Here is a 25840-nt window from a genome sequence, read left to right as displayed (position 1 = left end):
CCAACGCGTTGGGGAAAAGTGCACGCAAGGAGCTGGAACCTATCGGATGGTGAGTTCTTGGAGGATTTGGCTGCCGTTGCGGTCGATCACGAGATTGATGCGAAGAGTTTCGCTGGTGGTCTTCGTTATTGTTTCGTAGAATTTCATCGCCGACATCGGTGAATTGAACGGCTCATCGTTAAACGAGATGATGCAGTCGTTTTCTTGAATATAAAGAGCGGCGAAAAATGTGTCTTTTTTTATGTCTTTAAATTCATAGCACTGAGTCTGCTCATCGATGATTCTTGGGGTAATCTTAATGTCCTCGAGCTGCGTTACAAAACTCTTGGTGTGCTTGTCTAATTCGGAACGACGAATCTGGTAACCAATAAAGCTGCCATTAGAGTTTTTTTTAAAAAGAATAGCGACGGTGGCGAGGATCAAAAAGAAGGAAGAGAAGGCCAGAATGACTTTTAATTTATTCATCGACTCCCCCCTCTTTAACCGTCAGTAGATCGCGATTCTCTGGACGAGGGGATTGTCACAGCCACCTCCGCCGGAGAGACACAAGCGAAACTGAATACAGCGGACACCCGTAACGTTGCACTTCATGCAGCCCAGCCTTTGCTGAGAATCCGCCGTGCAACTGGGAATGAAGATTTCGTTTGAGGCGGCCCATGCGGGAGTGGGAACCCAAGGCTCTCCACTCCCGCCGCCATAAGCTCCCGAAGTGGCTTGTTGACCGGCGCCTCCAGGAGTGGCCGGTAAACCCGCAATATTTACAGCGGGGGTCTCCGTGATCTGAGTGTCTGCGCCACCTCCAGCATGAGGAACATTTCCACGCCAAGGGTCAGAGGCTGGAGTCCAAGGTGGAAAATCGGGATAATCTGCAAAAGACTTCGCCAACGAAAGTTTTTCCCAAACATAGTTTGCGAGGCTCCACTCTTTTTTCTCGGCCACATCAAAAAAGAGATGGGGTTGAGTCTCTGGTGTGTAGCGAGTGACAAGCTCGGCGCCTGGAGCCCCTGGCTGTAAGCAGAACGTGCGATTCACTCCACCATGCTCTTTGGTGATGCAAATCCCGTTGGCCGCGCCGTTGGGAGAGCATAAAGAGATTCCGCCAATAGGGAATGACGTTTTACCTCCCAGGCACGTGCTAGGGGGAACAGCTTCGTAGTAGGCTTCGGCCACCACTTGCCCCATCTCTTCCATCACGGTGAGATAAGCTAGTGCTTCGTTCAGGCGCGCCGACTGCTTTGCCAGCGCAGTGAGTTTGTAGGAACTCACCGCCGCGATGGTGATGAGAACCAAACTGATAATGACCACGGTCAAGAGTAGAATCGCGCCCTTCTGATTGGATTTTCTGCGCTTAAAAAAAGACTTCATCATTGCTTCATCACCGGAACAATTCCTCTAAAGTAGTATAAATTTCCCAAGGCTCGACGGGGTAAACTGTACTGAGAGCTATCGCCCGTCGGCGGCGTTAAAATATTATTAGAAAATTTCACCTTCATTCTTTTTTCCATATCCATATAGCGTGGTGAATTTTGACAGGCGGGATTTCCAGCGATCATCGCGGCGGGACACCATCTCCAAGCGGCGGTCTGGCCACCCACGAAGGTGCGCATCACGGCGCGAATCTCTGCGGACATGGCGACGTTTTCCCCCGCCCCCGCCGTGGTCACTATATCTCTATTATCATCCATTGCTTGAACCGAGTTCACTTCAAATTCGGTGAGACGTGTGAATTCGAAGGGAGCGTTCATCGGAGAAACCACCGCCCAAGAGTCTGTGAATCTTTCCAAGTCCACATACAATGCGCCCGATCGATTTCCAGAGGGATTTTTATAGTAGATTCCGTAAGCCTGGAATTCACTCTGTGCTGGCGTTCCGTATCCGCCCATTTCGCGAAGACCCATGGCGATCATGTTCACGGCCCCATCATTGGCATTATTAAAGTTGCCCGAGCATAAAACTCCGCGCGAGGCCCGATAATGGGGCTGCCCCCGCTGAGTCTCGGCATTGCAAGCCAAGGCGCCTTTATAAATGATCGAGCTCGTCTGCTGAAAGGTGGCTTTAAGAACATACATCATCCGCAGCATCTCGGATTCAGTGTCGTACTGGTTGTTGAGGCGCTTAAAGGTCGCACTGCTTTCGATAAATGCAAAGGAGGCGGCACCGGCAATAATAACACCCGTCGCACCGGCGACCATGAGTTCCGCCAAGGAGAAACCTCTACGATTCAATTTAATACGCCTCAATATATTCATAGGACTTAATCTTAATTTTACGGGAACTTGGACTACTTATGCAAACGATTCTCACGTCGGCGGAGAGCCGCTGCGTGCCGTCTCTTCTGCTCGTCGTTTTCGAGGACAATTGGCGCAACTTGAGTTGGCTTACTATGAGAATCTAGAGCGACAAACGTGAGATAGGCCGAGGCGGTATGGAACTTTTCGCCCGTTTGAGGATTTTCGGCATCCACGCGAACACCGATTTCCATCGATGTGTTTCCCACATGATTTACGCTGGCTTTTAAATTAACGACCCAGCCTTTATAGACAGGAGCAAAAAATTTAAGACCATCAATGTGAGCGGTAACAACTTGTTTTCGAGAGTGGCGCTGGGCGCAGATTGCGGCAGCGATATCGATCCAGGACATAACAGTGCCCCCGAAAATACTACCGAGGGCATTGGTATGAGTGGGAAGCACCATCTCTGTCATCACGACTTGTGATTCAGAGACCTTCCGTGCTTCCGACATCAAAATTAACCTTTGTAGCCAGCAATGGGAGCATTGCCAGTGGGAATAGTGTCGATCTCATTCGAGTTTCCACCCGCTTGAATTTGATTGCTGGGCTGAGTCCCAGTGCTTTCAACGAAATTCATATGAGGTAAGCACCATACGATAAGCTGAGCTCGTGACTTAACACTCATCTTCTTATAAATATTAGTTAGGTGAAATTTAACTGTCTTTTCCGTGACGAAAAGCTGGTTGGCAACTTCCTTGTTGGATAAGCCTTTTGAAACGAGTTCTGCGACTTCCGCTTCACGGTTCGACAAACCTTTCTGTATAAGGACATCTCTGAGCATCCTTGCTCCCTCCGTTATAGTTTTAATTTGCTTGTGGGACCACATTCCTTTTGCGATCGCCTCTATTTAAGTCTTACAACTAAAAGGCCTGAGCGCAACACCAATTTTCAGGCCTAGACTCATTTGGTCAATTTCAAGAAATTTCGCACGCTTACAGGAAAAAAATTAGTGGTTTTTAGGGTTTAACCTTTTATCGATCTCCAGTGTCCAGTCACTCGCGGTACGATCTTTCGTCGGGGAAACGGCGAAAATGTCATCCACCTGTTGTCCCCACGTATGAACTTTTGCCCAGCGAATCTGCAGACCAATGTCATACAAAATTTGTGCGGCTCTGAGCAAAATTCCCTTCGCATCGGCGCCTCGAAAGCTGAACACCCACTCGCCTTCGGCCTCGGAAATCAGACTGACCTTTAACGGGATCGTAGCGACATTTTTCTCCGCCGCCACAGTACTGGACTCCGAATCGGAGGGTGCTAATTCCATGAGTTTTTGGAGCTGAGACACAGTCTTGGTCGATTTAATCTGGAACCAATCATAAACTCCCAGGGACGGAATCGTGTGAACATACGCGTGTCGAATTTGCAGACCGGTCACCCAAAGGTGTTTCACATATTTAAAGAACAACCCGGATTGATCCTTCTTTTGGTAAAAGCGAACCCAAGTGCCTTGTTTACGATGATGAAACACCTGTACCGATGTCCCCTTTTCGGTTTTGAGAAGCGCTTGAATATCTTTGATGAGCCAAGCTGAGGGGACCGAAGTGACCAATCCGATATCTAACGCTTCTACAATCTGCGCGGGAACCTTTTCCTTTTGAGCCCGCGTCGTGAGTTCCAACAACTGGTTCCCTTGAGGCGCTTCGATGGAGGAATAGAGCTCCCAAAGAAGTTTTTCCTTCCATTCGGTCCACGCCTCGGGGTTGGTGGCATTGATATCGATCGCGGTAAACAAAGTTAATCGACGAAGTCGATCCCCGTGCACTCCTTTGGCATAAAGCTCTGCCCAAACCTTGGGCGATTTGGGATCCTTGCGAAAGGCCGCCGTGGATAAGATTAAATGATTCTCAACTAACCAACTGACCTCTTGGATAAAACTTTTATTAAATCCAAATCGGGGCAAATGCTTTTCCACCAGTTGCACGCCCTCTAAAGAATGATCTTTTTCGCGGGCCTTTCCTAAATCATGATAAAGCGCGGTCCATAGTAAAATCTGCCAATCATTTTTGGTGCTCGCTTTTGCGAGCTTTCCCAGTTTTCCTAAAAGCGAAGGTTTATTAAAGATTTTGTGAACCCGGCGCACGGCCTGCATCAAATGGGCATCTACTGTAAAGCGATGATATTGATCGTGCTGAACCACTCCCTCAACCAGAACCATATCGGGAATCACCGCGTGAATCAGTCGCGAGCGAAAAAGGGCGCGCAAAGTTTCGTCGCTCGCATCTATATTAAAGACTTTTGGAAAATCGTGGTGGAATTCGAACATCGACTGAGAAATATTATGTAACACGTTTTTTTGTAACACGAGGCTGGGATTCTTTTTAAGTCCTGCAAAAACTTGCGATGGTTTTTTAAGATCGTACTCTTTTCCGATATCTTCTTTGGACGAAGCGACCGCAAACACCCAATCGCAGTAAAAGCTTATACGCGTGAGAACTTTTTGAAGCTCCCGCATAAACTCCGCCTGACTTGCATAACCAAACCACCGCGCGAGCTCAAACTGTGCCGGCGCCACCAAACTGTCGTTGTATCCGCTCAAGTGAAGCTTTTGCCGCAACGTCAGAATGTATTCGTTGAGATGGTGAAGCATGGCAAAAGTTTCGACATGAGAACCCAACTTATCGGCGTACCAAAACCAAATCATCAAGGCCTGCTGAATATCGCGAAGACCCCCGGCCCCATATTTTAAATTCGGCTCGAGGTAATTGGTGACGGAATCATGCCGTTGATTTCTTTTGTTGCGCTCTTCGATAAAAGCCTTGAGCAGTTTTTTTCGGAACGTGTTCTTTTGAGCAAAAATCTTTTTCTTTTGCTCCTGCAATTTGATGGCGGCCTCTTTCGTGAAAGGTCGGGCCCAGAAGAGGGCGTTGAGCTCGAAGATCTCTCCTCCGTCGGTCCAATCCTCGCGGTTGGCCGGATAACGATAACGCACCTGAAGTTTTTCTTTTTCGAGATCGTGCACCAGTTCGGTCACGGTTTTTTCATCGCCACAAAAAATAATATCGAGATCGGATTGAGGGCTGAGCTCTCCCCGTCCCCAAGATCCAATGGCAATCGGATGAGACTCCACCCAAAGTTTGTTTTTGCGAAGGCGACTTTCTAAGTTCATCGCCAACCACGACGAAAAATCTTTTGCCGGAAGTGGTTGCCCTTCCATCAAATCCCCGCTGGGCGGAACAATCGGTGGCAGGAGCACATCCTGCGCGGATTCAAAGTCCTGGGGATTAAGAAATGTGCGTTGGCCCATACATCGTAAGCTTATTCACTGCCTCAAGACATGTCATGGATTAATTTTCACCGAACCGCACTTATATGCCACTCTCCCGTATCGATAATTTTGCAGATGTCCCTAGAATGGATGTTGGAGGATCTTATGAAATTCAAAAAGAAAGACTTAGTACTGATCACTGTCCTGTTTTTTATCGGCACTGCCGCCGGATTTGCAGCGTCTCGACTTCTCAAAGACAAGAACCCCAATCCAATAACCCATTAATAAATTACTTCCAACCCTTGGTGCGGCCTTCGACACTTTGGCGGGTGCATTTATAGCGCGTGGTTCTTAAACCACTTTTAACCTCGTGCTTTAAATGGCCTTGATGATGAATGCGCTTACGCCATCTTGCGAAGACGGAGGCGCTGAGTTGACTGCGCATAAAGCGCACAAACTCGTTTTCGGAAAACCCAAACTGATGAGAGATCGCCTCGAAGCTCGTGCGATCTTCCCATCCCATGCGGATCAACCGATCGATGTCTTCCGGAGATAAAGATTTTATTTTTTCTTTCAGCGCGCGCGGTAAACTCATAGCTTAAGGACTCACCACAAGTTGACGTCGCAGAGCCTCTGCCGCGGGATTTAAGATCTTCCAGCGCTCGGCCGTTATTTTTTCGCAGGAGCGAGCCATCATCGATAATCGCGGATTCTTCAAAAAGAAGTCTTTGTGCTTTTTGATAAATTGCCAGTACAGCCCGTCGACGCCGTCGCACCAGTCGTCTTTGGCATATCCACCCATTTTTCTAAGATAATTGGATCCACAGATATAGGGCTTCGTCGCAAAAATGCCACCGTCAGAGAAGAGAGCCATACCGTAAACATTAGGACCCATCACCCAGTCGGAGGAATCTATAAACATCTCCATAAACCAGCGATGAGCCGCCTGAGGCTCCACTTCCAACAGCACCATTAAACTTCCCACCACCATCAGTCGTTCGATATGGTGCGCGTAACCGCGCTTGATCGTGCGACGTAAGGTTTCATCGAGTGGAGGAACGCCCGAATTCCCCGTGTACCACACCGACGTCAGTTGAGCCTTGTGCTTCCAAAAATTTTCCTTCTCCTGCTTTTCGCTGTAATTCTGATAAATCCCGCGAATAAATTCTCGCCACCCAATCACTTGCCGAATAAAGCCCTCGAGCGAAGCCAAAGGAACTTTGTTCTTGTGAGCGTAGCGCAAAGTGGCTCGCACCACTTCGGCCGGAGTTAATAAGCCACAATTAAGAAAGGGGGTCAGTACCGAGTGAAAAACAAACTCCGAGTGCGGAGCGATGGCATCCTCGTAAGGACCAAACTCCTCCAGTCTCTCGGTGAGAAAAGAAAGAAGCCACTCGCGAGCCCCTAATCGGTCCACCGGAAGCCAGAAATCTTGCGAATCCCCAGGATGATCGGAAAACTCTCGTTCCACCAGTGCAGAGACCTCTTTGATGATCGGCGTGCTTTGGGGTTGAGGAAGTGGCGGAGTTTGCATCGTCTTCGGGAGAGCCAAACGATTTTCCGTATCAAAACTCCACGCACCCCCGACGGGCTTATTGTTTTCCACTAAAATATTTAAACGCTTTCGCTGACTTTCGTAAAAGGTCTTCATAAACGGTCGCTTGGTCGACGACAAGTAGCTGGCGAACTCCTCTCGCGATGTCAGAAACATCGGGCTTTGCCAGCGCTGGTAACTGACGTTGCGGGACTGCAAAAGACCGGCGATTCGTTTTTCGAAGAATTTATCTTCAATTTCGAATCCGAACACAGAGGTCGCTTTATTTTTTTTAACAACAGCGGCTAGCGCCTCCTCGTAACTCGATGGAGTAGATCCTTTGGGCGCTTTTTGGTACTCCTCGTAGTGCACGACGTAGCCCAAAGATTTTAATTCATCCCGGTAGGTCCGCATGGCCGCAAAGTAAAATAGAATTTTGTGCTTATGAAATTTATAATAGGTGGCGAGCTCTCGGTCTTCACGCATAAAAAAGACAGTGGTCTTGGGCTCGATGCCCTTTTTCTTAAAAATTTCGGGATTAAATAGTTGATTGCCGAGAATAAGAACTACATTCATTGTTCAAGCTCCAATGGAAAACGCAGAAGATCCTTCTGTGAGATTAATAAATTCAGCATGAGGTTCGCAGATCCAATCATCTGCGAAAGAGACTCTAAGCGTGCACCATCAATTCGATCCGAAGTTGCGGCGCTCTGCTGAAGTGAATTTAAATTTTGAGTGATCTGCTGGAGCATTTTTGCCTCCCGAGTTTTTAAAACGTGTCGAATCACCCCATCGAAATTCTCGACTGCGCGATAAACCTTGGTTTTATCATTGGGAGCCGGAGCTTCTTCGATCAGTTTTAAGTGAAGGAGCTCGTCCAAAGCAGGGCTAATCAAAGCCTTTGAAAAGTCCAATCGTGAGACAAGATCCGTGCAGCTTAAGGGTTCTTTGGAGAGATACAATTGTGCCCAAATGGCCCCGTGAACACGTCGGAAGCCCCAATAGCGAATAAAATCGCCAATGGAGAGAGACAAATTCTTAAGGCTCTTGTCGCTAGATATGGATTTTCCTTTACTTTTCATATTGTTCATACTACCATGAACAATATGAAAGACCAGAAGAATTTGCAAAAGCATTTACAAAAAAAATTAACAGTATATTTCGATGGTCTCTGCAAAGTTTGCAGCACAGAGATCAACCACTACAAAAAGCAGCGCGGAGCCGAGAACATTGTCTTCGTCGATATTTGTGCTCCTCATTTCGATGCCCACAAAGAGGGCGTCGATCCGGTATTGGTTCACAAAATTATGCATGTTCGTCGAAGCGATGGCAGCCTCGCCACGCGGGTCGACGCTTTTATAGAGATTTGGAAGCAATTACCGAGATACCGAGTCCTCGCCAAAGTGGCGAATATCACTCCTGTGCGCTGGGGACTTGAGGTTGGCTACTCTTGTTTTGCAGTGGCCCGCCCGTTTCTTCCCAGATACAGCGCCGCCGAGGACTGTTCCGACAGCCCTTACTGCGCCACTCACACGCAATGATCCTTCGCGATTAGGTCACTTGCTTTTGCCATTCGGCCATTTGATTTAACGCTTGGAGAGGGGTCATGCTTTGGATCGGCGCCTCTTGCATCTGTCGAAGGAGCTCTTTTGCCAGTGCCAATTCTGCGGAATCCTCTGGAGTCGACTTCTCTTCAACATCCGCCCGAGACCAAAGATCGAGTTGCGGCGAATGGCTCTTCTCCATCACTTCCCGTTGATTGCTCTCCATCGACTTGAGCAGCGCTTGCGCGCGTCGAATCACCGCTTGAGGCATTCCGGCCAACTGCGCCACTTGAATTCCGTAGGACTTTTGCGCGGAGCCTGGCTTGAGAGTGTACAGGAACTGCAGCTCTTCCTTTTTTTCGTGAATGAGCATGTGCGCGTTTTTAAGTTGGGCATACGCCACTTCGAGTGCGGTCAACTCATGGTAGTGGGTGGCAAACAAAACGAGAGGCTTTGTTTTCTCCAGCAAAAATTCGAGAATGGATTGAGCCAAACTCAACCCATCATAAGTCGAAGTTCCTCGCCCCACTTCATCAAGAACCACCAAAGACTTCTCGGTCGACTCGCGAAGCATTTCTGCGGTTTCTTTCATCTCCACCATAAAGGTCGATAGACCTTCCGTCAGGAAATCACTCGCGCCAATGCGAGTAAAAATTCGATCAAACAGTGGAAGCTCCGCCGAAGTCGCTGGCACATAACTCCCCATCTGGCAAAGGATCGCCGCGATAGCCACTTGGCGCATGATCGTACTCTTCCCGGCCATGTTAGGACCGGTCAGAAGCATACATTCACTGCGTCCTAAACGAATATCATTCGGCACAAAGCTCACCTTTTCCTCAATCACCGGATGGCGTGAGGACCGCAGATCAACCACCTGCTCGGTAGCAATTTGGGGACGGCAATAATTTTTATCCAAAGCGAGCCACGCCAGAGACGTGATCACGTCGAGATCATTGCAAAAGTGAGCAATTTTTAAAAACTGCGACATTTCTTGGAGCAGATCATTTTTTAACCGCTGATAGATTTCCATCTCGAGCTCCGCACGGCGAGTGCGCGCCGTGATCACTTTGCGCTCAAGCTCCACAAGCTCATCTGTGGTGTAGCGTTCCGCATTGGTCAGCGTTTGTTTGCGCTGGTATCTCTGGAGTGGAACTTTGCTCGTATGGGTATTGGTCACTTCAATGTAATAACCAAAGACATTATTGTAGCGAACTTTAAGGCTCGAGATTTGTGTCAGCTCTTTTTCCTTGGCTTCGAGCTCTAAAACTTTCGCCTGACTGTTCGTCGAAAGTTCAATGAGCTCATCGAGATCCGCGCTCACACCTCGACGGATAAACCCTGTTTCGCGAAAATTTAAGGGGATGTCTTCCTCAAACGTTTTATCAATCTCGTTTTTCCAGGTGGCCATGCTCCGCAGGTCTTCTTCGTGATCGGAAAAAATTTGAAAGATCTGCTGGGCCCGTCCGAACGTATCGGCCAAAGATTGTAAATCGCGAGGATGGGCATTGGGTTGAGAAATCTTCCCTAGCTTTCTTTCGAAATCCCCGATCCCCTGTAAACTCTCGCGCACGGATCGGAGCTCGTGAAGATGGTCCAACCACCAGGCGATCTGATTCCAGCGCGCTTCAATCTTCCGAGCTTCGGTGAGCGGGAACATCAACCACTGCTTGAGTCGACGACTCCCTCCAGCGGTTTTCGTTTTATTGATCACCGAATACAACGTCCCGGCCGTTTCGCCCTTATACGTTTTAAAGATTTCAAGATGCCGAAGAACGTCTTGGCTTAAATGCAAGCGCTCCTCAAAAGACCGCAGCTCAGGCACGCCGAGGGTTTTTAAAATTTCTTCGCTTTGCATGTGAGTGGCATAACTCACCACTCGCTGCAAACACAGATGACTCGAGTAAGCCACCCGCTTCCCATCGTGCACCGACAAAACAAATTGTTTTCCAAAAAGCTCTTCGGCCATGGGCTTTTGCTCTTCACTGATAACCAACTCTACCGGAGAAATGGTGAGCATAATTTTTTTAAGAATGGCCGGCGTTTTGTATTCGTAATAAAAGGTTTCGCCGGTGGTCGGCTCGACAAAGCCCACCGTTTTTTCATCGAACGCTGCCATGTAATTAAATTGATCGGCATCTAAGGTGTCGGGATCGAACACCATCCCTGGACTTAAAATGCGAGTCACCGCACGTTTGACCAATCCTTTGGCGAGAGCGGGATCTTCGATCTGATCGCAGATGGCGATTTTATAACCGGCGGCGAGCAACTTGTTGATGGGGCCTGCGATGCTGTGATGAGGCACCCCACACATCGGAGTCTGATCTCCCGATTTTTTATTTCGAACTGTGAGCGTAATTCCCACAAGAGGCGCGACCGTGGTGGCATCGTCATGAAAAATTTCGAAAAAATCGCCCATTCGGAAAAGTAGGATTTTATCCTGGTGAGCGGCTTTGATGTCCCAGTACTGCTTCATGAGTGGGGTCAATTCCCCCTTTTGTTTTGCCATAAAAGGGAGGTAACAATTAATCCATGAACTGTCACCAGGCATGTACTTTTGTTAAGATTTTGTTCAAATCAAAACTCCGCGATTTGCTTATATTTTAAGCTTTTACCCCTCGTGACAATCGAGTATATAGGTTCTGTGAGTTTTATAAAACACTGGCTCCTTTTGCCATTCTTGTTATTGTCTCCGAGCAGTGGCTTCGCCAAATGGTCTGCCGCTGAGTATAGCCATCTTCAACAGGCCACCCAAAAAAACTCTCCGTTTTTTTATAAACCTCTCAGTGACGATGTTTTCGAAAATACCGTAAATCCGATCGCCTGGATTCGCATCAAAGGAATTTTGGGTTGGTACGACCGACCTTATTTTAAAGAGTCCCAGTTTTCTTCGCCATCCCTGGCAGCGAAACGTTTTACCTATCGAGAACTTGTCCATTCGCCAGATCAACCCTGGGTCGTTTTTGTCCCCGGCATTTTCGCACTTTTGTCTTCAGACTACGCCAAATACAATGCGCAACTGCTGGCGCGCCAAGGGTACAACGTGGCCTACATGGCCAATCCCTTCTCTCAAGATTATCTCAGGTCTCAACCCTTTTTCTACCCTGGCCAAATCGATAAAGAGGCTCAAGTGAGTTGCGATCTGATCCGCCACATCCTTGCCCAATACCATCAGAGGAAAGTCACTGTGATCGGCTTAAGTTACGGAGGACTTCTCGCCACCGCCACTGCGGCCACCTGCCCGTCCCCCATCGAGCGTGTCGTCGCAATGAATCCCCCCTTGGACTTACGAGTTTCTTTTGAACACGTCAAAAGCTGGGTGAGCGAAATGAAGACGAATCCCCATCTCTACGAAGAAATCATGACCAGTAACGAGAACTGGCTCTATTTTAAAAGTAAGATCTTTCCCGGCTATACGGCCAAGCATTTCTTTACGCGATTTTTTGTCGAATGGCTCGCGTATTCGGTGTACCACCTTCCTCACGATAAACCCTTAAGACAAAAACTAATTCCCCCAGGCCTTGTGCTGTACGATAAAAACTTTTACGAATGGCTTTTAAGTTTTCGACTGGAAACACTCTTCGAAAACTACTTAAAGGCTCTCGAAACGCCAACGGATCGGAGCCAGCTGAGATTCTGGCTGACTCAACTGCGCTCTCAAAACGTCAATTACAGCGTGGTCACGAGTATCGATGACCCCATCAATCGGCCGGCAGAATGGAACGCTATCCTCAGGGAATTTCCTAAGGACTCTTTGTTTACTCTTCCTCAAGGAGCTCACCTGGGCGTGAGCGACACAACATGGTTTGAAGAGTGGTTTAAGGTCCTTCTTAAGCCCCCGGGCGGCTCGACGCCCGTCATATCTTCAAGCACAGCGCCTTAAAAAGTGAAAACTCTTCTCAGTGGAGCGCCCGTTGTTGCCATTGGCATCGTCTAAAGTTAAATCTCTCTCACCTTTAACCAAGGACCTCTATGAAATCCTTCCTCAGTTTTTTCGGCAGTGTTTTATTTTTCACGCAACTTCAGGCTCAAGTCTCGTTCACTCCGCAAGAGATTGAAAATCATCAAGCGAACATCCAACGTTTTACTCAGACGACCGCAGGCTGCTTAGATGCCGTTTACGAGGAGCACCTTGAATTCTTTAACATCTGGGGAATTTCTAAATTCTATGGAGATCGCCGACCCGATTACGCCACGAGGGAGGGATTAATCGCCGCGCTGAAGTTCTACGGAAAACCCGTGGACCTTGTTTCGCAACTGGAACCCATCAGCTGTATTGGCCTCGCTCTTCGTTGCCTTGAAGAAGGATTTACGGCCATCCAAATGACTTCGACTTGGAATAAAATTTATGCACACCTTGATAGCGTCGATTTTCTTGGAACAGAATTACAGCGGGATCTGATTGCTCTGGGCTGGAAGAGTTATTACTGGAATCCGAATCCTTCTCAGAATGCCAAGTGGGACGCCGAAGACCAAAAGCTCAATCCTCTTAAACCGGGAACCACTTGGAATCCGGTCTGGGGTGGCCATGCGGCTCACTATAATTCCGTAATGAAAAAAGGAATCTACTATAACATTCCCGTTCACAATGCACAGGACCTGGTGGGTTTTGGTTCTCAACAACCTTTGTTTTTTAAAAGTAAACCTATTTTTATCGGAACCGCCCATGCGGGTTACCACGTGTTCCCGGGGCGCTCCGGCGAGGTCATCGAAGCTCACAGCATGCGTGACCTTAACTCCAAGGAAAATCTTGAGTTTAGTGAATTTAATCCACTCAAAACAGGCGGTGGACCAAAGTGGACCCCTAAGGAGCGTTACCGGTCTGGGATTATTGTGATTCCGCCAGCTCCATAAATTCTGTTGAGTGCAAATGAATGTGTTTTTGATGCTTGGCGCACGGTATAAAGTCCCAAATTGCCGCGATCTTCGGGCCGTTCAAGAGTCAGATCGCCACGCTCCCCATTTCTTTTGGATTTCTACTTTTCCCTTCCAGGTTTTTCAAGCATGATGGCAACGATGGTGTTCGCAAAACTAGCCCAGTGGTGGAAGGATCTTTCCGTCGCGAAAAAGCTCTACTATCTGGTTGGCCTTATGGCCATTTTAATTGCTACGGAAATTCTAACCCTGATGTTCACGGTGGACATCCTTTCGGCCGTACGTGCCTTTGTGGGCGGCGAAGCGCTCTGGTCTAAGTCGCAAAAAAATGCTCTATTGGAATTGCAAAATTACATCATTATTAAAGACGAAAAACATTACGACGAGTTTCGGAAAAATCTAGAGGTGCCACTCGGAGACCGCCAAGCTCGGCTCGAGATGGAAAAGATCAACATGGATCGCGATGTGGTGACCAATGGATTTCTAAAGGGTCTTAATCACGTTCACGACATCCCTTCGATGATCAATCTCATACGTCGATTTCATAACGTGAGTTATCTTTCTCGCTCCATTCAAGCCTGGCGCGAGGCCGAACTCTTGCTCGACGAAATGATTGATCTCGGAGAAGAGGTCCATCGAACCGTGAATGACCCGCAAAAGAAGATCGACTTCAAAACTCAACAAAGGCTTTTCGCTAAAATTTCCGAAATCAATAACGACCTCACAATTGTCGAAAATAATTTCTCCTATGCCCTAGGTGAGGCTTCGCGCTGGATTGAGGGCACACTTCTGCTCTGCCTGTTAGGCTTAGTGTTGATCGTCGAGAGCACCGGACTGTATCTGACTTTTCGATTCAGTCGCACCCTCTCGGAAACACTGAGCGAAATCAACAAGACCGCGAAAAAAATCGGAGCCGGAGATTTTTCACACACTGTACCTGTTCATTCTGGAGATGAACTCGGACAACTGGCAGCCTCATTTAATCGCATGACCGAGGATCTCCGCATCAAAACTGGAGAGCGCAATCAGGCGGAAGAGGCCAGTCAAATCAAAAGCTTATTTTTAGCGAACATGAGTCACGAGATTCGAACTCCCATTGCCGCCATTCTCGGATTTGTCGAAATCCTCAAAGATAAAAACACGTCTGAGGAAGATAAAATAAAGTTTTTAAACACGATCAGTCGCTCGGGCGAGGCCTTGGTCACGATCATCAATGATATCTTGGACATTTCTAAAGTGGAAGCCGGCAAACTAGAAATCGATAAACGCGCCTTCTCCCTACAAGCTCTCCTCCAAGACTTGCAGATGCTTTTGAAGTTACGGAGCGAAGAAAAAGGGATTTCACTCAACTTTGTGCAAAAGGGAGAAATCCCGGATCGAGTTTATTCCGACCCGGCTCGGCTCCGCCAAATTCTTCTCAACATTGTAGGAAATGCGATTAAATTCACGGATCGAGGCGGAGTGACGGTGAGCTACAGCGCAGAGGGAGACCAACTTGCCTTTTCCATTAGAGATACCGGGATCGGAATTCCCGACGCGGAACGAAGCAAACTTTTTAAACCTTTCTCGCAAGTCGATCTCTCTATTCGGAAAAATCACGGAGGAACCGGGCTAGGATTAGTTCTCTCAAGGAAACTGGCCCAACTCCTCGGCGGAGATGTGTCCCTCGAAGAAAGTAAACTCAAGGGCGCGGGAAGTACTTTTCTCGTTAAAGTGGCTCTCGAGCTCCCGCACCTCGAAGACGCTCCGCCGTCGGCCCCCCGTTCGTCTCCGCTTTCGGTTTCGGAAAGAGATTTGTCCCAATTTGATGGAAAGGCCATTCTCTTGGTGGAGGATGTTCCTGATAACCAATACATCGTCAGTCACTTTCTCACGAAGGTCGGCGTCAACGTTGATACCGCTGATAACGGGCGCGAGGGTGTCGACAAAGCCAGCCAAGGACAATACGACGTGGTTCTCATGGACATGCAGATGCCCGTGCTCGATGGATACTCAGCAACTCAAGAACTCCGTCAATCGGGTTACTCGAAGCCCATTATTGCCTTTACCGCCCACGCTATGAAGGAGGACAAACAGAAATGTTTGGACGCCGGTTGCAACGACGTTTTGACCAAGCCCATCAAACGCATCGATCTCCTCGACATGGTCTCAAAGTATATTTAGGCCAATGCTTTTAATAATTTTTCATAGATACCATCGAACCCACCATTACTCATGATAAGAATGGTATCTCCGGGTTTAGCATTTCTTTTCAGCTGCTCAATCACTTCCATCGAGTCTTTACAGGCGATCCCCTGAGCCGGCCCTTGCTGAGAAATAGATTTGACAACCTCATCAGTCGAGAACCGATCATCCACTGGTAATTTTTCCTGAGCAAATGGCTGGGTAATATAGGCAAAATCGGCGTTAAGGAAGGACTGAATATAATCCTTCTGAAATACTTTTCGCCGCGACGTCGCCGAGCGGGGTTCGAAAACGGCGTGGAGTTTTCCCGAATCCTGTCGCCGCTGAAAAGTATCAATAGTCTGTGCGACCGCTGTCGGATGATGAGCAAAATCTTCGATCACTTGAATCTGGTTCGGCTCGCCAATCAGTTCCTGACGTCGTTTAACACCTTTAAAGGTACTGAGAATTTTTTGATAGTCGGCTTTAAGATCCAGAGTCTTAAGAAGCGCAAACACGGCCGTTGCATTCAAAGCGTTGTATTCTCCAAACATGGGAATCGTAAACTGATCGAATCCGGCCGAACTTTTCACTTTAAACTGCACGCCCTCGCGCACGGGTTGAATATCCTGAGCTATAAAGTCCGCATGGACTCCAGAATTTTGGGTGGCAAAAGAAATCTTTTTACACTGACAGAAGTGCAATAAACTTTGAATGTTTTTATCTTTGGCATTGTAAATCAGATGCCCGTCGGAAGGGATAAGCTCCAGTAGCCTTTGGAACGCGGCCTTGACCGCATCAAGATTTTTGTAAATATCCGCATGATCAAACTCGATACTTGTGAGAATCACCGAGCGCGGCTTGTAGTGGATGAATTTTGGAACCTTATCAAAAAAAGCCGTGTCGTACTCATCTCCTTCGATCACAAACCATGATCCCTGGGGTAATTGAAACGATTGATTAAAATTTTTTGGGATCCCACCAACCAAGAATCCCGGCTTTAAGCCCAAGCTCTCCGTCGCCCAAGCGGCCAAAGATGTCGTGGTCGTTTTTCCGTGTGTCCCAGCAACCACAATCGAGTGACGATCCTGGATGAGAAATTGACTCATCGCCTGCGGGAGACTCATATAGGGCAACTTGAGTCTCATCAGCTCAACAGCCTCTGGGTTGTCTCGGGTGATCACATTACCGACGATCACCAAATCGGGCTGGGATTCTAAATTTTGAGCTGCATAACCTTGAAAGGTTGGAATTTTTAATTTCTCAAGCTGTACGGACATCGGTGGATAAAAGCTTTGATCGCTCCCGGTCACTCGATAACCTTGAGATTGTAAAAGACCGGCCAGGCTAGCCATAGCCGTGCCACAAATGCCCATAAGATGAACATGAGAATTGGGTTTGAGAGGATTCGCTGTCATCACACAAGTATCGCGACAGATTATAATTCCGTCAATGATTCACAGACCCAATTGTGAATCATCGGGCGCCAATTTCTAAACTCGTTATTGGCGCGATCTGGATGAATGCGGTTGGAAATTAATGTGATCATCAGATCGTGCTGAGGATCGTACCACCACGAGGTTCCGGTGAATCCTGTATGACCAAAACTGTGCTTAGAAAAATATTTTCCCGCGCTCGAGCTTCCGAATGTCGGCATCATAAACCCGAGAGACCAATCCTGAATATATCGGCGAGAAAAACGACGAAGTGTCTCCGGAGCCAACCACATTTTATTTTGCCCTTTATACACTTCCCTGATTTTGAGACCCCACTGCGAAACCGCCGTGGTTGTCCCAAACAAACCGGCGTGAGGCGCAACTCCCCCCAAAGCCCAAGCGTTCTCGTCATGAACCTCGCCACACATCATTTTGCCGCGCCAAAGACTTTTCTCGGTCGGCGCAAACAGCTCCTTGGCTAGAGAAGTTTTATTCTTAGGAATAAAAAATAAATCTTTATCGTGGTAAAAATCTTGAGCAATTTCGAGAGATAAATCGTGCCAACTTTTTTCCCGGATGTCTTCGAGAATAAATCCTAAAATAAAAAAATCAATGTCGGAATAGACAGCCGTAGCACTCTTGCGCAACTGAGTGTCCTTCAATTGCTCCCGCAAATAGATTTTCCTCATTTCAATATTCTGATCTAGAGGAATTTCCTCGTAAAACGGCTTCCACCACGCGTTTCCCGCGCAGTGAGAAAGTAAATGTTGAATTTGCCCTGATCCCTTGATTCCGCCGAGATATTGGGTGGCAGGATCGGTCAGTTTGATTTTTTTCTCTTGAACCAGCTTGATAAAGAAAGGCACCGTGAACATGATTTTAGTGAGCGAGGCCAAGTCGTAATACTTCCAGGTCTTACCCCATTGAAGATCGGCTCGCTTTTTTCCGCGATGAAACACCTGAAGTTCAAAACCGGGAGTCACTCCGCGATCTAAAGATCGGAACTTTTCGCGAAGCCGCTTTTCACACGAGTTCAAGATTTAGCTCCCGTCACGACCCGTAAAATGGCCTTTCCCGACGAAACATTCAACTCCGCGGTCGTGTTGAACGGAAGCGACAAGGAGTTAGGGACATGGCCAGAGTAAAGTCCCTTAAACACCGGAATTTTTTGCGAGAGAGCAAAATCTCTCAGAACTCTATCGGTGCGATCAGTGCCATCGGGCTCTTTACCTCCCACCATCGGACCAAAAAGCACGCCATCAGCTTTTTTAAAAAATCCTAATTGATCAAAATGATGGAGCATCCGATCGATTTTATAGCCCCGCTCGCCGATCTCTTCGAAAAACAAAAGACGTTGGGATGTTTTGAGTTGGAGAGCTGATCCGACGGTCGATTGCAAAGTCACCATGTTCCCGCCCACGATCCGCGAACGCATCATTTGATTTTTTCGAGCGGCTGAATTCATCGGCTTTAACTTGTAAGTCAACTCAACTTGGCTTCCGGAAATAATTTTTCGCAACTCGGAGAGCCTCGTGGGATTGAGAACGGCGAGGCGATCCACGTGGGGCCCATGAATCGTCGCCCAGTTCCACCTTTGATTGGCAATTTGATGAAGTGTCACGATGTCGCTAAAACCCATCAAAAGTTTTGGAACTTTGGGTCGAAACTTCATTAAAAACGGGACGAGATGGAGACTTCCGAAGCCCCCTCGTGCCGCCCAGATCATTTTAGCGTCGGACTGCAAGGCCTCTTTAAGAAATTTCTCTCGCTGCTCTCTTGTATTGGAACTGATCGTGGCTTTGCCTAAAATATTTTTTGGATATTTCAACTTGTAGCCCCAAGCCTCGACGATTTTTTCGGCGGCTCGAAACTGAGTCCAGTCAAAGGCCATTCCTGGGGCAACAACGGCGATCTCATCGCCCGGCTTCAAAGGGGTCCATTGGTGATTCATAGTGTTTATTATTTCGAGACTTCGTACTTTTTACCAGGAAATTTCCGAGAAAGTGAGGCCTAGATGTAGAGATTGTTTGCAGTTCCTTAGTCTAGCTTTCGAAACAGACATCAATTGGACCGATCTTCTGCTCAAAAAACATCAAGAAGCCCATCATAAACACCGATAAATAGACTGATGGACTCTACAAAAACACCCGCATGGAAAGAGCACTTTACTCAGTTTGCAGAAAGCTCCGAAAGCTTAGCCGAATTGATTGAAAGTCATCGCCTACCCATTGAAGACTATCTCGAATGGGCGAGTGAACATTACGAACTGCCCGTCCTTCAAGATCACTTTTTCGACGACGTGGATGTTAAACCTTTACTTAAAAAGTATCCATCGAACGCATGGAACAGCACGTGTTTTCCCGCCAGCGAATGGGAAGGCGTACTTTATATTGCCTGCCTAGAACCTGCTGTCGTGGCTCTTCAACAAGAGCATTGTTTTGTTCTCGCAAATTATGAAATTCTCTCGAAAACATGGCGGTCTATGCCCGCGGAAACTCCCGCACCGGAAGACAAACCGTTACGGTCCGAACTCCTTAACACACCGGCCCCCGAAGCTTTCGGCTTCGATTTTAATTTTGGTGGAGTGGACATTGCCAGCGAGGGAAGTCCCGCCACGGCCGAAGAGCGTCCCGCACTTGAACAAGCGGGTGCAGTGACATCACAGTTCGAATCAGAAATTACCCAGGATATTCTACCGAAAGAGGGATGGGCCGCAAGCCTCCCCACATCTCCCACCTCTCCGACCATGCCTTCGGATCTCGCCTCCTTGGATTTTGGATCGCTCGGCATTGCCTCAACAGAGAAGACCAGTGAAGACGAAGCGCCTCAATCTTCTAAAGCGGAGTTACCTCCTCCCGTAAGCGCCGCACCCTCACCTTTGCCATCGTTGTTTGAACACACCGAAACAGCGGTGGCCCCCGTGGCCGAAGAGAAAATCCTTCCCTCTTTTGACAATTTACTTGATCCCAAAGAAGTGCCGGCCCATTTGGCCAACAACGCACCCGTGACTTTGGTGAGAACCGAAGTCCCCTCGCCCGTCATTGCCAATGATGTTTCTTTCACTTCGACCAAAACAATCATGCCGTTTCCAGAAAAGACACAGAATTTTACCTTTACGAGAACGGTTTATACCGAGCAGTTGATTCTGAGCGCCGCTTCTAAAATCGAAGAGGCCTCTCAGCCGGCGGAAGCCTTACTGAGCGCATTCAAGCAGCTCAAGGATTACTATCAAAAGCTCATGTGGTGCGTTCGCGACAATCAGGGACGCGTATTCCCCATCGCTTGTAACAACACTTGGGACTTCGACGAAACCGCTTGGAACTATTGCTTCGACTTTAAAACACCGAATCCCTTCCGTATCGCAAAACTGACGAGCAAACCGTTTCATGGGCCAATTTCTAAAAATGTTCCATCTGATCTCTTCTTTAAAGTCTGGAACAATGGCAAGTATCCCGATCACATGACGGTATACCCCGTAGCTATTGGCGGTAAAAACTTCGGATACCTTTTAGGTTGCGACAAAGGAACTCATTTTCAATCTGAACAAACGCTCGAGGCGATGCAAAACGTTTGCGAAGCCCTGCTCTCAAGCTTTATAAAAATTCATCGCGAAATTAAAGACGCCGCCTAAGTTCTGCGAAAGGCAGAGTCTCGTTTTGAAGCGCACTCCTAGGCAAGAGACGCCAAGCTGATTATAATCAGACTCTATGGGGAAATATCTCAATTCGAAAACTCTGCTCCCGATCAAATACTTCGCCTTCGTCAGTCTCTTTTTGGGGTTGACCCTCACCGCGTTTCAGAACTGCGGAAAATCCCAGCAAGCTTCGCAAAATGCGGGAGCGGATCAGTTTATCACGCAAAGCACAGAGGATGTAAACAAAGTCACCGTTCATATGGAGCCTTTTATTAATAATCCCGAACTCATCACTCATCCGCAGTATCGACAAGTTCATTCGATCGAGGTCTCTTTACTCCAAAAAACTTACCGAGCGCTCGATGTGAATAATGATGGACTGGGACCAACTCTCCCTCTCAAAGACCTACAGTCGCAAAATCTGGAGGATCTATTTAAACAAGCGAGTGTGTGCAAACCCTTAAATAAATCGCTTTCGCCCGAAACGATCTGCACCATGGAATTTCGCTTAGCCTATGCGGACCTTCACAACGCCCAGGAGACGGTGAGCTTAGGTCAAGCCGAAAACGGTTGCGTGACCCCGGTAGATCTTTGTGGTGACGATGCCAGCTTACTCAGATCTTATTTAAAAGAACTGGTCGAGGATTATTTTCACTCTACTCAAGGTAATTGAGATCTTTATGAAAGCTCTCTTCCATCCTCCAGAGAGCGAGTGCCGAAAGCGTAAAACATCCCAACCCCACCAGTGCGGCACTGGCGATCACACCGCGAGATTGAGCTAAATAATTAAAACACAGAGTGAGCGGAATCACTGAACCTCGCACAAAGTTTGGAACCGTCGTCGCAACGGTGGAGCGCAAGTTCGTTCCAAACTGTTCAGCCGCTATGGTCACAAACACCGCCCAATAACCCGTGGCAAATCCGAGAAGCGCGCAAACAAAATAAAAAAAGCTCAGCGATGGGGATTTTAAATTGAGGTAGAACGTTGTTGTGAGAACGGTAAAGGCGAGGAAGCTCAGCACCGCCCGCTTTCGACTTTTTAAATGTTGACTGAGTAGACCGCTACTGAGATCACCTAAAGATAAACCCAAATAGGACCACATGACGGCTTTGCCTGCCGACACAAACTCCATCATATTCATCTTCTGGCTAATTTCGGGGGAGAAAGTAATCAGTACACCAATCACATACCAGATCGGAACACCGATCAGAATACAACTGACGTATTTTAAAAAATTCTTTCCGTTCATAAAAAGAAGCAAAAAGTTACCGCGATTTTTTGCCGTTCCTTTAATACTATCAAACATATCCGACTCAGCGATGCCGATACGTAGTGCTAAAAGACAAAATCCAAGGCCGCCACCAATCATGTAGGCCGTTCGCCAATGGGTAAAGTCGGCCACTACACCACCCACAACGGCGCCCAAAATCCCCACACTCGCCACAACTGTCGTCCCTAATCCGCGACGCTCTTTGGGAAGTATTTCCGCAACGAGGGTGATTCCCGCACCTAACTCCCCGGCTAAGCCCACCCCGGCAATAAATCGCAAAACCGCGTAACTCGTCACGCTGTCCACAAAACCATTTAAAAAGTTGGCCACAGAATATAAGAAGATCGATCCAAAGAGAACCGAGAGTCGCCCCCGCAAATCTCCCAAGACGCCCCAAAAAATCCCACCGAGGAGAAGACCCAACATTTGCACGTTGATGAGAAACACTCCCTGCGTGAGAAGCTCCTCTTCGGGCACTCCGATGTCTTTAAGACTCGCGACGCGAACGATGCTAAAAAGCAACAAGTCGTAAATGTCCACAAAATAACCAAGAGCGGCCACGAGGACGGTTAAATAGACTGTTTTGTTATTTTTTTGGATCATAGCTTGTGCTATCTTGAAGTGGTCACGATTGCAAATTTAGAGGTTAACCCTATGCAAAAAAGTCTATTCGGTACTGACGGTATTCGCGCCACTGCAAACACTTACCCCATGACTCCCGACATTATTATGCGCGTGGGGCAGGCATTAGGTTATCTCATCCGCAGCAATCCTCCTCGCAATCGTGAACCTAAAGTCGTGATTGGAAAGGACACTCGTTTGTCGGGATATATGGTGGAGCTCGCTTTAACCAGCGGATTGAATTCGATGGGTGTTCACGTCAAACTGATCGGCCCTCTGCCGACCCCTGGGATTGGCTTCTTGACACGCGACATGCGTGCGGATGCAGGAATCGTGATTTCGGCCTCTCACAATCCGTATTATGACAACGGCATCAAAATCTTCGGCCCCGACGGTTATAAAATTTCAGAAGATATCGAGAAGAAGATCGAAAGCATGGTTCTCGGCGAAGATCTCAATGCATTACTCTCCGATTCGACTCAGCTGGGTCGCACGAAGCGAATCGACGATGCCATGGGAAGATACATCGTTCATATTAAAAACTCGTTTCCTTTGGAATATACTCTCGAAGGCATGCGTGTGGTTCTCGATTGCGCGAACGGAGCGTCCTACAAAGTGGCTCCCGCAGTTTTTGAAGAACTTGGCGCCGAAGTGATTATTCTCGGAGACAAGCCAAACGGATTTAATGTGAATGACAAAGCCGGAGCACTGTATCCCGAAAAGATGGCCGAACAAGTTCTGCAATATCGGGCCGACCTCGGAGTGAGTCTCGACGGTGATGCCGATCGTGTGATCCTCGCCGACGAGACCGGCGAAATCGTCAACGGAGATCATATTCTTGCCATTTGCGCGCTTCACCTTAAAAAGAAAAATAAACTCACACAAAATAAAATTGTCGCCACCCAAATGAGTAATTTTGGTCTCGACAAACTCTTAAACTCCCATGGAATCGAAGTGCTGCGCACAAATGTCGGTGATAAATATGTCGTCGAAGAGATGCGCAAAGGGGGCTATGTCTTAGGTGGAGAGCAGTCCGGGCACATCGTGTTTCTCGATCACACGACCACGGGAGACGGCTGCGTGGCGGCACTCAACGTGCTCGCAGTGATGAAAGAGCAAAATAAAAAATTAAGCGAACTGAATAAATTGATGGAAGATGTTCCACAGGTTCTGATCAACGTTAAAGTCAAAAATCGCAAAGAGCTTGAGACGATTCCTGGTTACGATGAGCTTGTCACCAAAATGGAAGCGCAGCTCAAAGGCAAAGGACGAATTTTCATTCGGTACTCAGGAACCGAAAACGTTTTAAGAATTTTAGTGGAAGGACCCGAACGTAAGATGATCGGGCAATACGCCGAAGAGCTCGCCAAGTTTATCGAGAAAAGTTTAGGATAGCTCCATGGAATCTGGAAAAGCGGAAGCCGTTGCGCTGATCGAACTCCCTGCCTATTGCCGTCGTTTTCTCAACGCCTGTGGCGCTCGCACCGTAGTTTTAATGAACGGCCCCCTCGGCGCTGGCAAAACTCAGTTCGTCAAAACCTGCGTCAAATTCCTCGGCGGACAGATGGCCGACTCACCTACCTTTTCCATCATCAACGAGTACGACACGAAAACTCTCCACGTCTCCCACGTCGATCTCTACCGACTGGAAGACCCCTCAGATATCGAGTCCACTGGTTTTTGGGAGTTGTTCGAAAACGAAAAGGGACTGATCTTTATCGAATGGGCTGAGCGTATCCCCATCGACCAAATCCCCATCTATTGGAAAAAGCTCAGCTTAGATTTTGATTTTCTTGATCAAGACAACCGTCGGAAAATTACGTATTCCGTTTTGTAGGGCTCTGTCGAATTAAGATTGCCAGTCAACAACCCGGAGAACATTCATATCGGCATCCACATAGATGACGACTCCAGCCCCATCCTGAATGATCGAGGCCTCAACATGGTTCAAGTATTCAAAGACATAACCCACAAGAGTTTCGCCTTTGTAAATAGCATGAAGACGATCGAGCTCGAGGATAGGTATCCCCATGTACTTCTCGGGGTTCAGAGCAATGACGTCGAGCTCATCTTTATATTTACTGTAGCACTCTTTGGCGAAGTCAAAATGATTACCTGAATCACTTTCGGGACATTCGAAAAACTCCCATGGCGCTGAGGTGACATAATCGATCCAATTCAGTTTCTCTTTCTCTTGCAGATCGTTGAACGTTTTCACAAACTCATCACCTAGGACAGGAACAGTTTCAGTCCCATTTGATCCAACGAGAAGCTCCTTGGAGGTGAAGCCCTTAGGTAAAGCTCCCACAGAAAAACTACCGGACTGATCGTTGATGACTGTCTGCATCTCTGAGCTGCTGGCGATAACCGATTGATGGAGTGAGAGAAAACATAAAACCGTGAATAGCTTTTTCATAATAGTCCCCTTTTTCATTAACGAGATAATACTGCGATCGCCATCAGCCAAGTAGTCCCCGCAGGAGTTTGTAGTTATGTAAAATATTCCCGACTTTTCCAATGAAGATGAGAAAAGATCTACTTCCAGAGGGATTTAAGCTCATGCTTGGAAACCATGATGACCTGATCACATTAATTGCGCGGGACCCGACTGACAACACTGAATTGAAATTCGCCATTCTAAAAAAAGCGAATCGCCACAAAATCCCTTTATCGGTTGTTCCGTGAAATCACGGGTTTATTGACATTACGTGTTTGGCAAGTAAACCCTTATGGCTAGGAGGGCGAGTTCAATCCATCGAACAACTCTCCCGAGAGTACTTCCAACGTTCTGCCACCATCTGCCGAGCAATAGGTCTCTGCACCCCAAAGCCCTCCAGCTGATTGATCTGGAGGTAATCATTGAGTCGCACCGAATCCTTATAGCCCATCACCACACGAGTGAACGGCCGATAATCCCAAAACTTCTTTTTGGAAGAACTCTTGTTCCATCGACTCACCCCTCTCACCGCCATCGCAATCGCCGCCGTCACCGCCCGAATAAACTTATAGTATCCATAGCGATTGGAAAGTTGAATCTGAAGATGGAGATGATTCACATTTATGCCGTAATAGACAAGCTTCACGCCATACTTGAGAGCAAACTTCTCGAGAATCTCTAACACCTTCTTTTTATTTTTAGATTTATTAAAAGCCATATCTCCAGTGGCCATGGTCGATCGAAGAACTAAGTGAATCGTTCGCTTTGTATCTAGCGGACGCCCCGTAGATCTGCCTTTGCGAGTATTTAGAAGAATCCCGCCGTACTTTTT

General features: G+C 47.7%; 24 protein-coding genes. 8 read left to right on the top strand and 16 right to left on the bottom strand.

The features are described from left to right. Positions 1-39: 39 nt before the first annotated feature. From K2Q26_13445 to K2Q26_13405, 9 genes are all read right to left on the bottom strand, one after another. A complete protein-coding gene (locus K2Q26_13445; GenBank protein ID MBY0316522.1) occupies positions 40-465 on the bottom strand; it encodes a hypothetical protein in 426 nt (141 codons plus the stop codon). A gap of 21 nt (positions 466-486) precedes the next feature. Further along, a complete protein-coding gene (locus K2Q26_13440; protein MBY0316521.1) occupies positions 487-1368 on the bottom strand; it encodes a hypothetical protein in 882 nt (293 codons plus the stop codon). Beyond that, positions 1365-2225, bottom strand: coding sequence for a hypothetical protein (locus K2Q26_13435; GenBank protein ID MBY0316520.1), 861 nt, complete (start codon positions 2223-2225; stop codon positions 1365-1367). Before K2Q26_13435 ends, K2Q26_13440 begins: the two co-directional genes overlap by 4 nt. A gap of 56 nt (positions 2226-2281) precedes the next feature. Further along, entirely contained in the window at positions 2282-2704 is a 423-nt protein-coding gene (locus K2Q26_13430; GenBank protein ID MBY0316519.1) for an acyl-CoA thioesterase, read from the bottom strand. 44 nt (positions 2705-2748) lie between these two features. After that, on the bottom strand, positions 2749-3072 hold the full coding sequence (locus K2Q26_13425) for a helix-turn-helix transcriptional regulator (GenBank protein ID MBY0316518.1): 324 nt from the start codon (positions 3070-3072) through the stop codon (positions 2749-2751). 165 nt (positions 3073-3237) lie between these two features. Further along, positions 3238-5535: an HD domain-containing protein gene (locus K2Q26_13420; GenBank protein ID MBY0316517.1), complete on the bottom strand. Its 2298-nt coding sequence runs from the start codon at positions 5533-5535 to the stop codon at positions 3238-3240. A 250-nt stretch (positions 5536-5785) separates the two neighbouring features. Next, positions 5786-6091 carry a TIGR03643 family protein gene (locus tag K2Q26_13415; protein ID MBY0316516.1) on the bottom strand — a complete coding sequence of 102 codons (306 nt, stop codon included), beginning with the start codon at positions 6089-6091 and terminating at the stop codon, positions 5786-5788. Between the two features lie 3 nt (positions 6092-6094). Then, positions 6095-7606, bottom strand: coding sequence for a cryptochrome/photolyase family protein (locus K2Q26_13410; protein ID MBY0316515.1), 1512 nt, complete (start codon positions 7604-7606; stop codon positions 6095-6097). Further along, on the bottom strand, positions 7603-8121 hold the full coding sequence (locus tag K2Q26_13405) for a hypothetical protein (protein MBY0316514.1): 519 nt from the start codon (positions 8119-8121) through the stop codon (positions 7603-7605). Before K2Q26_13405 ends, K2Q26_13410 begins: the two co-directional genes overlap by 4 nt. A gap of 15 nt (positions 8122-8136) precedes the next feature. Between K2Q26_13405 and K2Q26_13400 the strand changes: the two genes are divergently transcribed. After that, on the top strand, positions 8137-8571 hold the full coding sequence (locus K2Q26_13400; GenBank protein ID MBY0316513.1) for a DUF393 domain-containing protein: 435 nt from the start codon (positions 8137-8139) through the stop codon (positions 8569-8571). 10 nt (positions 8572-8581) lie between these two features. On the opposite strand, the gene mutS is transcribed toward K2Q26_13400, so the two are convergent. Next, positions 8582-11047 (bottom strand): DNA mismatch repair protein MutS, encoded by a 2466-nt coding sequence (gene mutS / locus K2Q26_13395; protein ID MBY0316512.1) that lies wholly within the window; start codon positions 11045-11047, stop codon positions 8582-8584. Between the two features lie 168 nt (positions 11048-11215). On the opposite strand from mutS, the gene K2Q26_13390 reads away from it, so the two are divergent. The 3 genes from K2Q26_13390 (at position 11216) to K2Q26_13380 (ending at position 15609) form a co-directional block, all read left to right on the top strand. Further along, positions 11216-12454 (top strand): alpha/beta hydrolase, encoded by a 1239-nt coding sequence (locus K2Q26_13390; GenBank protein MBY0316511.1) that lies wholly within the window; start codon positions 11216-11218, stop codon positions 12452-12454. A gap of 89 nt (positions 12455-12543) precedes the next feature. Then, a complete protein-coding gene (locus K2Q26_13385) occupies positions 12544-13425 on the top strand; it encodes a hypothetical protein (GenBank protein MBY0316510.1) in 882 nt (293 codons plus the stop codon). 162 nt (positions 13426-13587) lie between these two features. Then, positions 13588-15609, top strand: a complete 2022-nt coding sequence (locus tag K2Q26_13380; protein ID MBY0316509.1) for a response regulator — start codon at positions 13588-13590, stop codon at positions 15607-15609. Here K2Q26_13380 and mpl read toward each other — a convergent pair. From mpl to K2Q26_13365, 3 genes are read right to left on the bottom strand one after another with little or no spacing between them, the layout of a single operon-like run. Next, positions 15606-17027 carry a UDP-N-acetylmuramate:L-alanyl-gamma-D-glutamyl-meso-diaminopimelate ligase gene (gene mpl, locus K2Q26_13375; GenBank protein ID MBY0316508.1) on the bottom strand — a complete coding sequence of 474 codons (1422 nt, stop codon included), beginning with the start codon at positions 17025-17027 and terminating at the stop codon, positions 15606-15608. The genes K2Q26_13380 and mpl overlap by 4 nt on opposite strands. A gap of 20 nt (positions 17028-17047) precedes the next feature. Then, positions 17048-18082, bottom strand: coding sequence for a beta-lactamase family protein (locus tag K2Q26_13370; GenBank protein MBY0316507.1), 1035 nt, complete (start codon positions 18080-18082; stop codon positions 17048-17050). Continuing rightward, positions 18079-18996, bottom strand: coding sequence for an LD-carboxypeptidase (locus tag K2Q26_13365; GenBank protein MBY0316506.1), 918 nt, complete (start codon positions 18994-18996; stop codon positions 18079-18081). The genes K2Q26_13370 and K2Q26_13365 overlap by 4 nt, the downstream gene beginning before the upstream one ends. Positions 18997-19173: 177 nt before the next feature. On the opposite strand from K2Q26_13365, the gene K2Q26_13360 reads away from it, so the two are divergent. Together K2Q26_13360 and K2Q26_13355 are read left to right on the top strand one after the other, a co-directional pair. Beyond that, a complete protein-coding gene (locus K2Q26_13360) occupies positions 19174-20676 on the top strand; it encodes a hypothetical protein (protein MBY0316505.1) in 1503 nt (500 codons plus the stop codon). Positions 20677-20752: 76 nt separating this feature from the next. After that, positions 20753-21352: a hypothetical protein gene (locus K2Q26_13355; protein MBY0316504.1), complete on the top strand. Its 600-nt coding sequence runs from the start codon at positions 20753-20755 to the stop codon at positions 21350-21352. Here K2Q26_13355 and K2Q26_13350 read toward each other — a convergent pair. After that, positions 21336-22553, bottom strand: coding sequence for an MFS transporter (locus K2Q26_13350; GenBank protein MBY0316503.1), 1218 nt, complete (start codon positions 22551-22553; stop codon positions 21336-21338). The two genes, K2Q26_13355 and K2Q26_13350, sit on opposite strands and share 17 nt — an antisense overlap. 51 nt (positions 22554-22604) lie before the next feature. Between K2Q26_13350 and glmM the strand changes: the two genes are divergently transcribed. Both glmM and tsaE read left to right on the top strand, forming a co-directional pair. Beyond that, on the top strand, positions 22605-23966 hold the full coding sequence (glmM, locus tag K2Q26_13345; GenBank protein ID MBY0316502.1) for a phosphoglucosamine mutase: 1362 nt from the start codon (positions 22605-22607) through the stop codon (positions 23964-23966). Between the two features lie 4 nt (positions 23967-23970). Continuing rightward, the gene (gene tsaE, locus K2Q26_13340) at positions 23971-24408 is read left to right on the top strand and encodes a tRNA (adenosine(37)-N6)-threonylcarbamoyltransferase complex ATPase subunit type 1 TsaE (GenBank protein MBY0316501.1); all 438 of its coding nucleotides are present in this window, start codon (positions 23971-23973) and stop codon (positions 24406-24408) included. A 12-nt stretch (positions 24409-24420) separates the two neighbouring features. Here the strand turns inward: tsaE and K2Q26_13335 are convergent, their stop codons facing one another. Both K2Q26_13335 and K2Q26_13330 read right to left on the bottom strand, forming a co-directional pair. Further along, positions 24421-24987 carry a hypothetical protein gene (locus tag K2Q26_13335; GenBank protein MBY0316500.1) on the bottom strand — a complete coding sequence of 189 codons (567 nt, stop codon included), beginning with the start codon at positions 24985-24987 and terminating at the stop codon, positions 24421-24423. Between the two features lie 331 nt (positions 24988-25318). Beyond that, on the bottom strand, positions 25319-25840 hold a 522-nt coding region (locus K2Q26_13330), incomplete at its 5' end, for a transposase (protein ID MBY0316499.1).

The organism is Bdellovibrionales bacterium (genome assembly GCA_019750295.1).
In the GTDB taxonomy this organism is placed as follows: Bacteria; Bdellovibrionota; Bdellovibrionia; order Bdellovibrionales; family JAGQZY01; genus JAIEOS01.
Note: the sequence above shows the minus strand (reverse complement) of the source record. Positions and strands in the feature narration are given on the sequence as shown.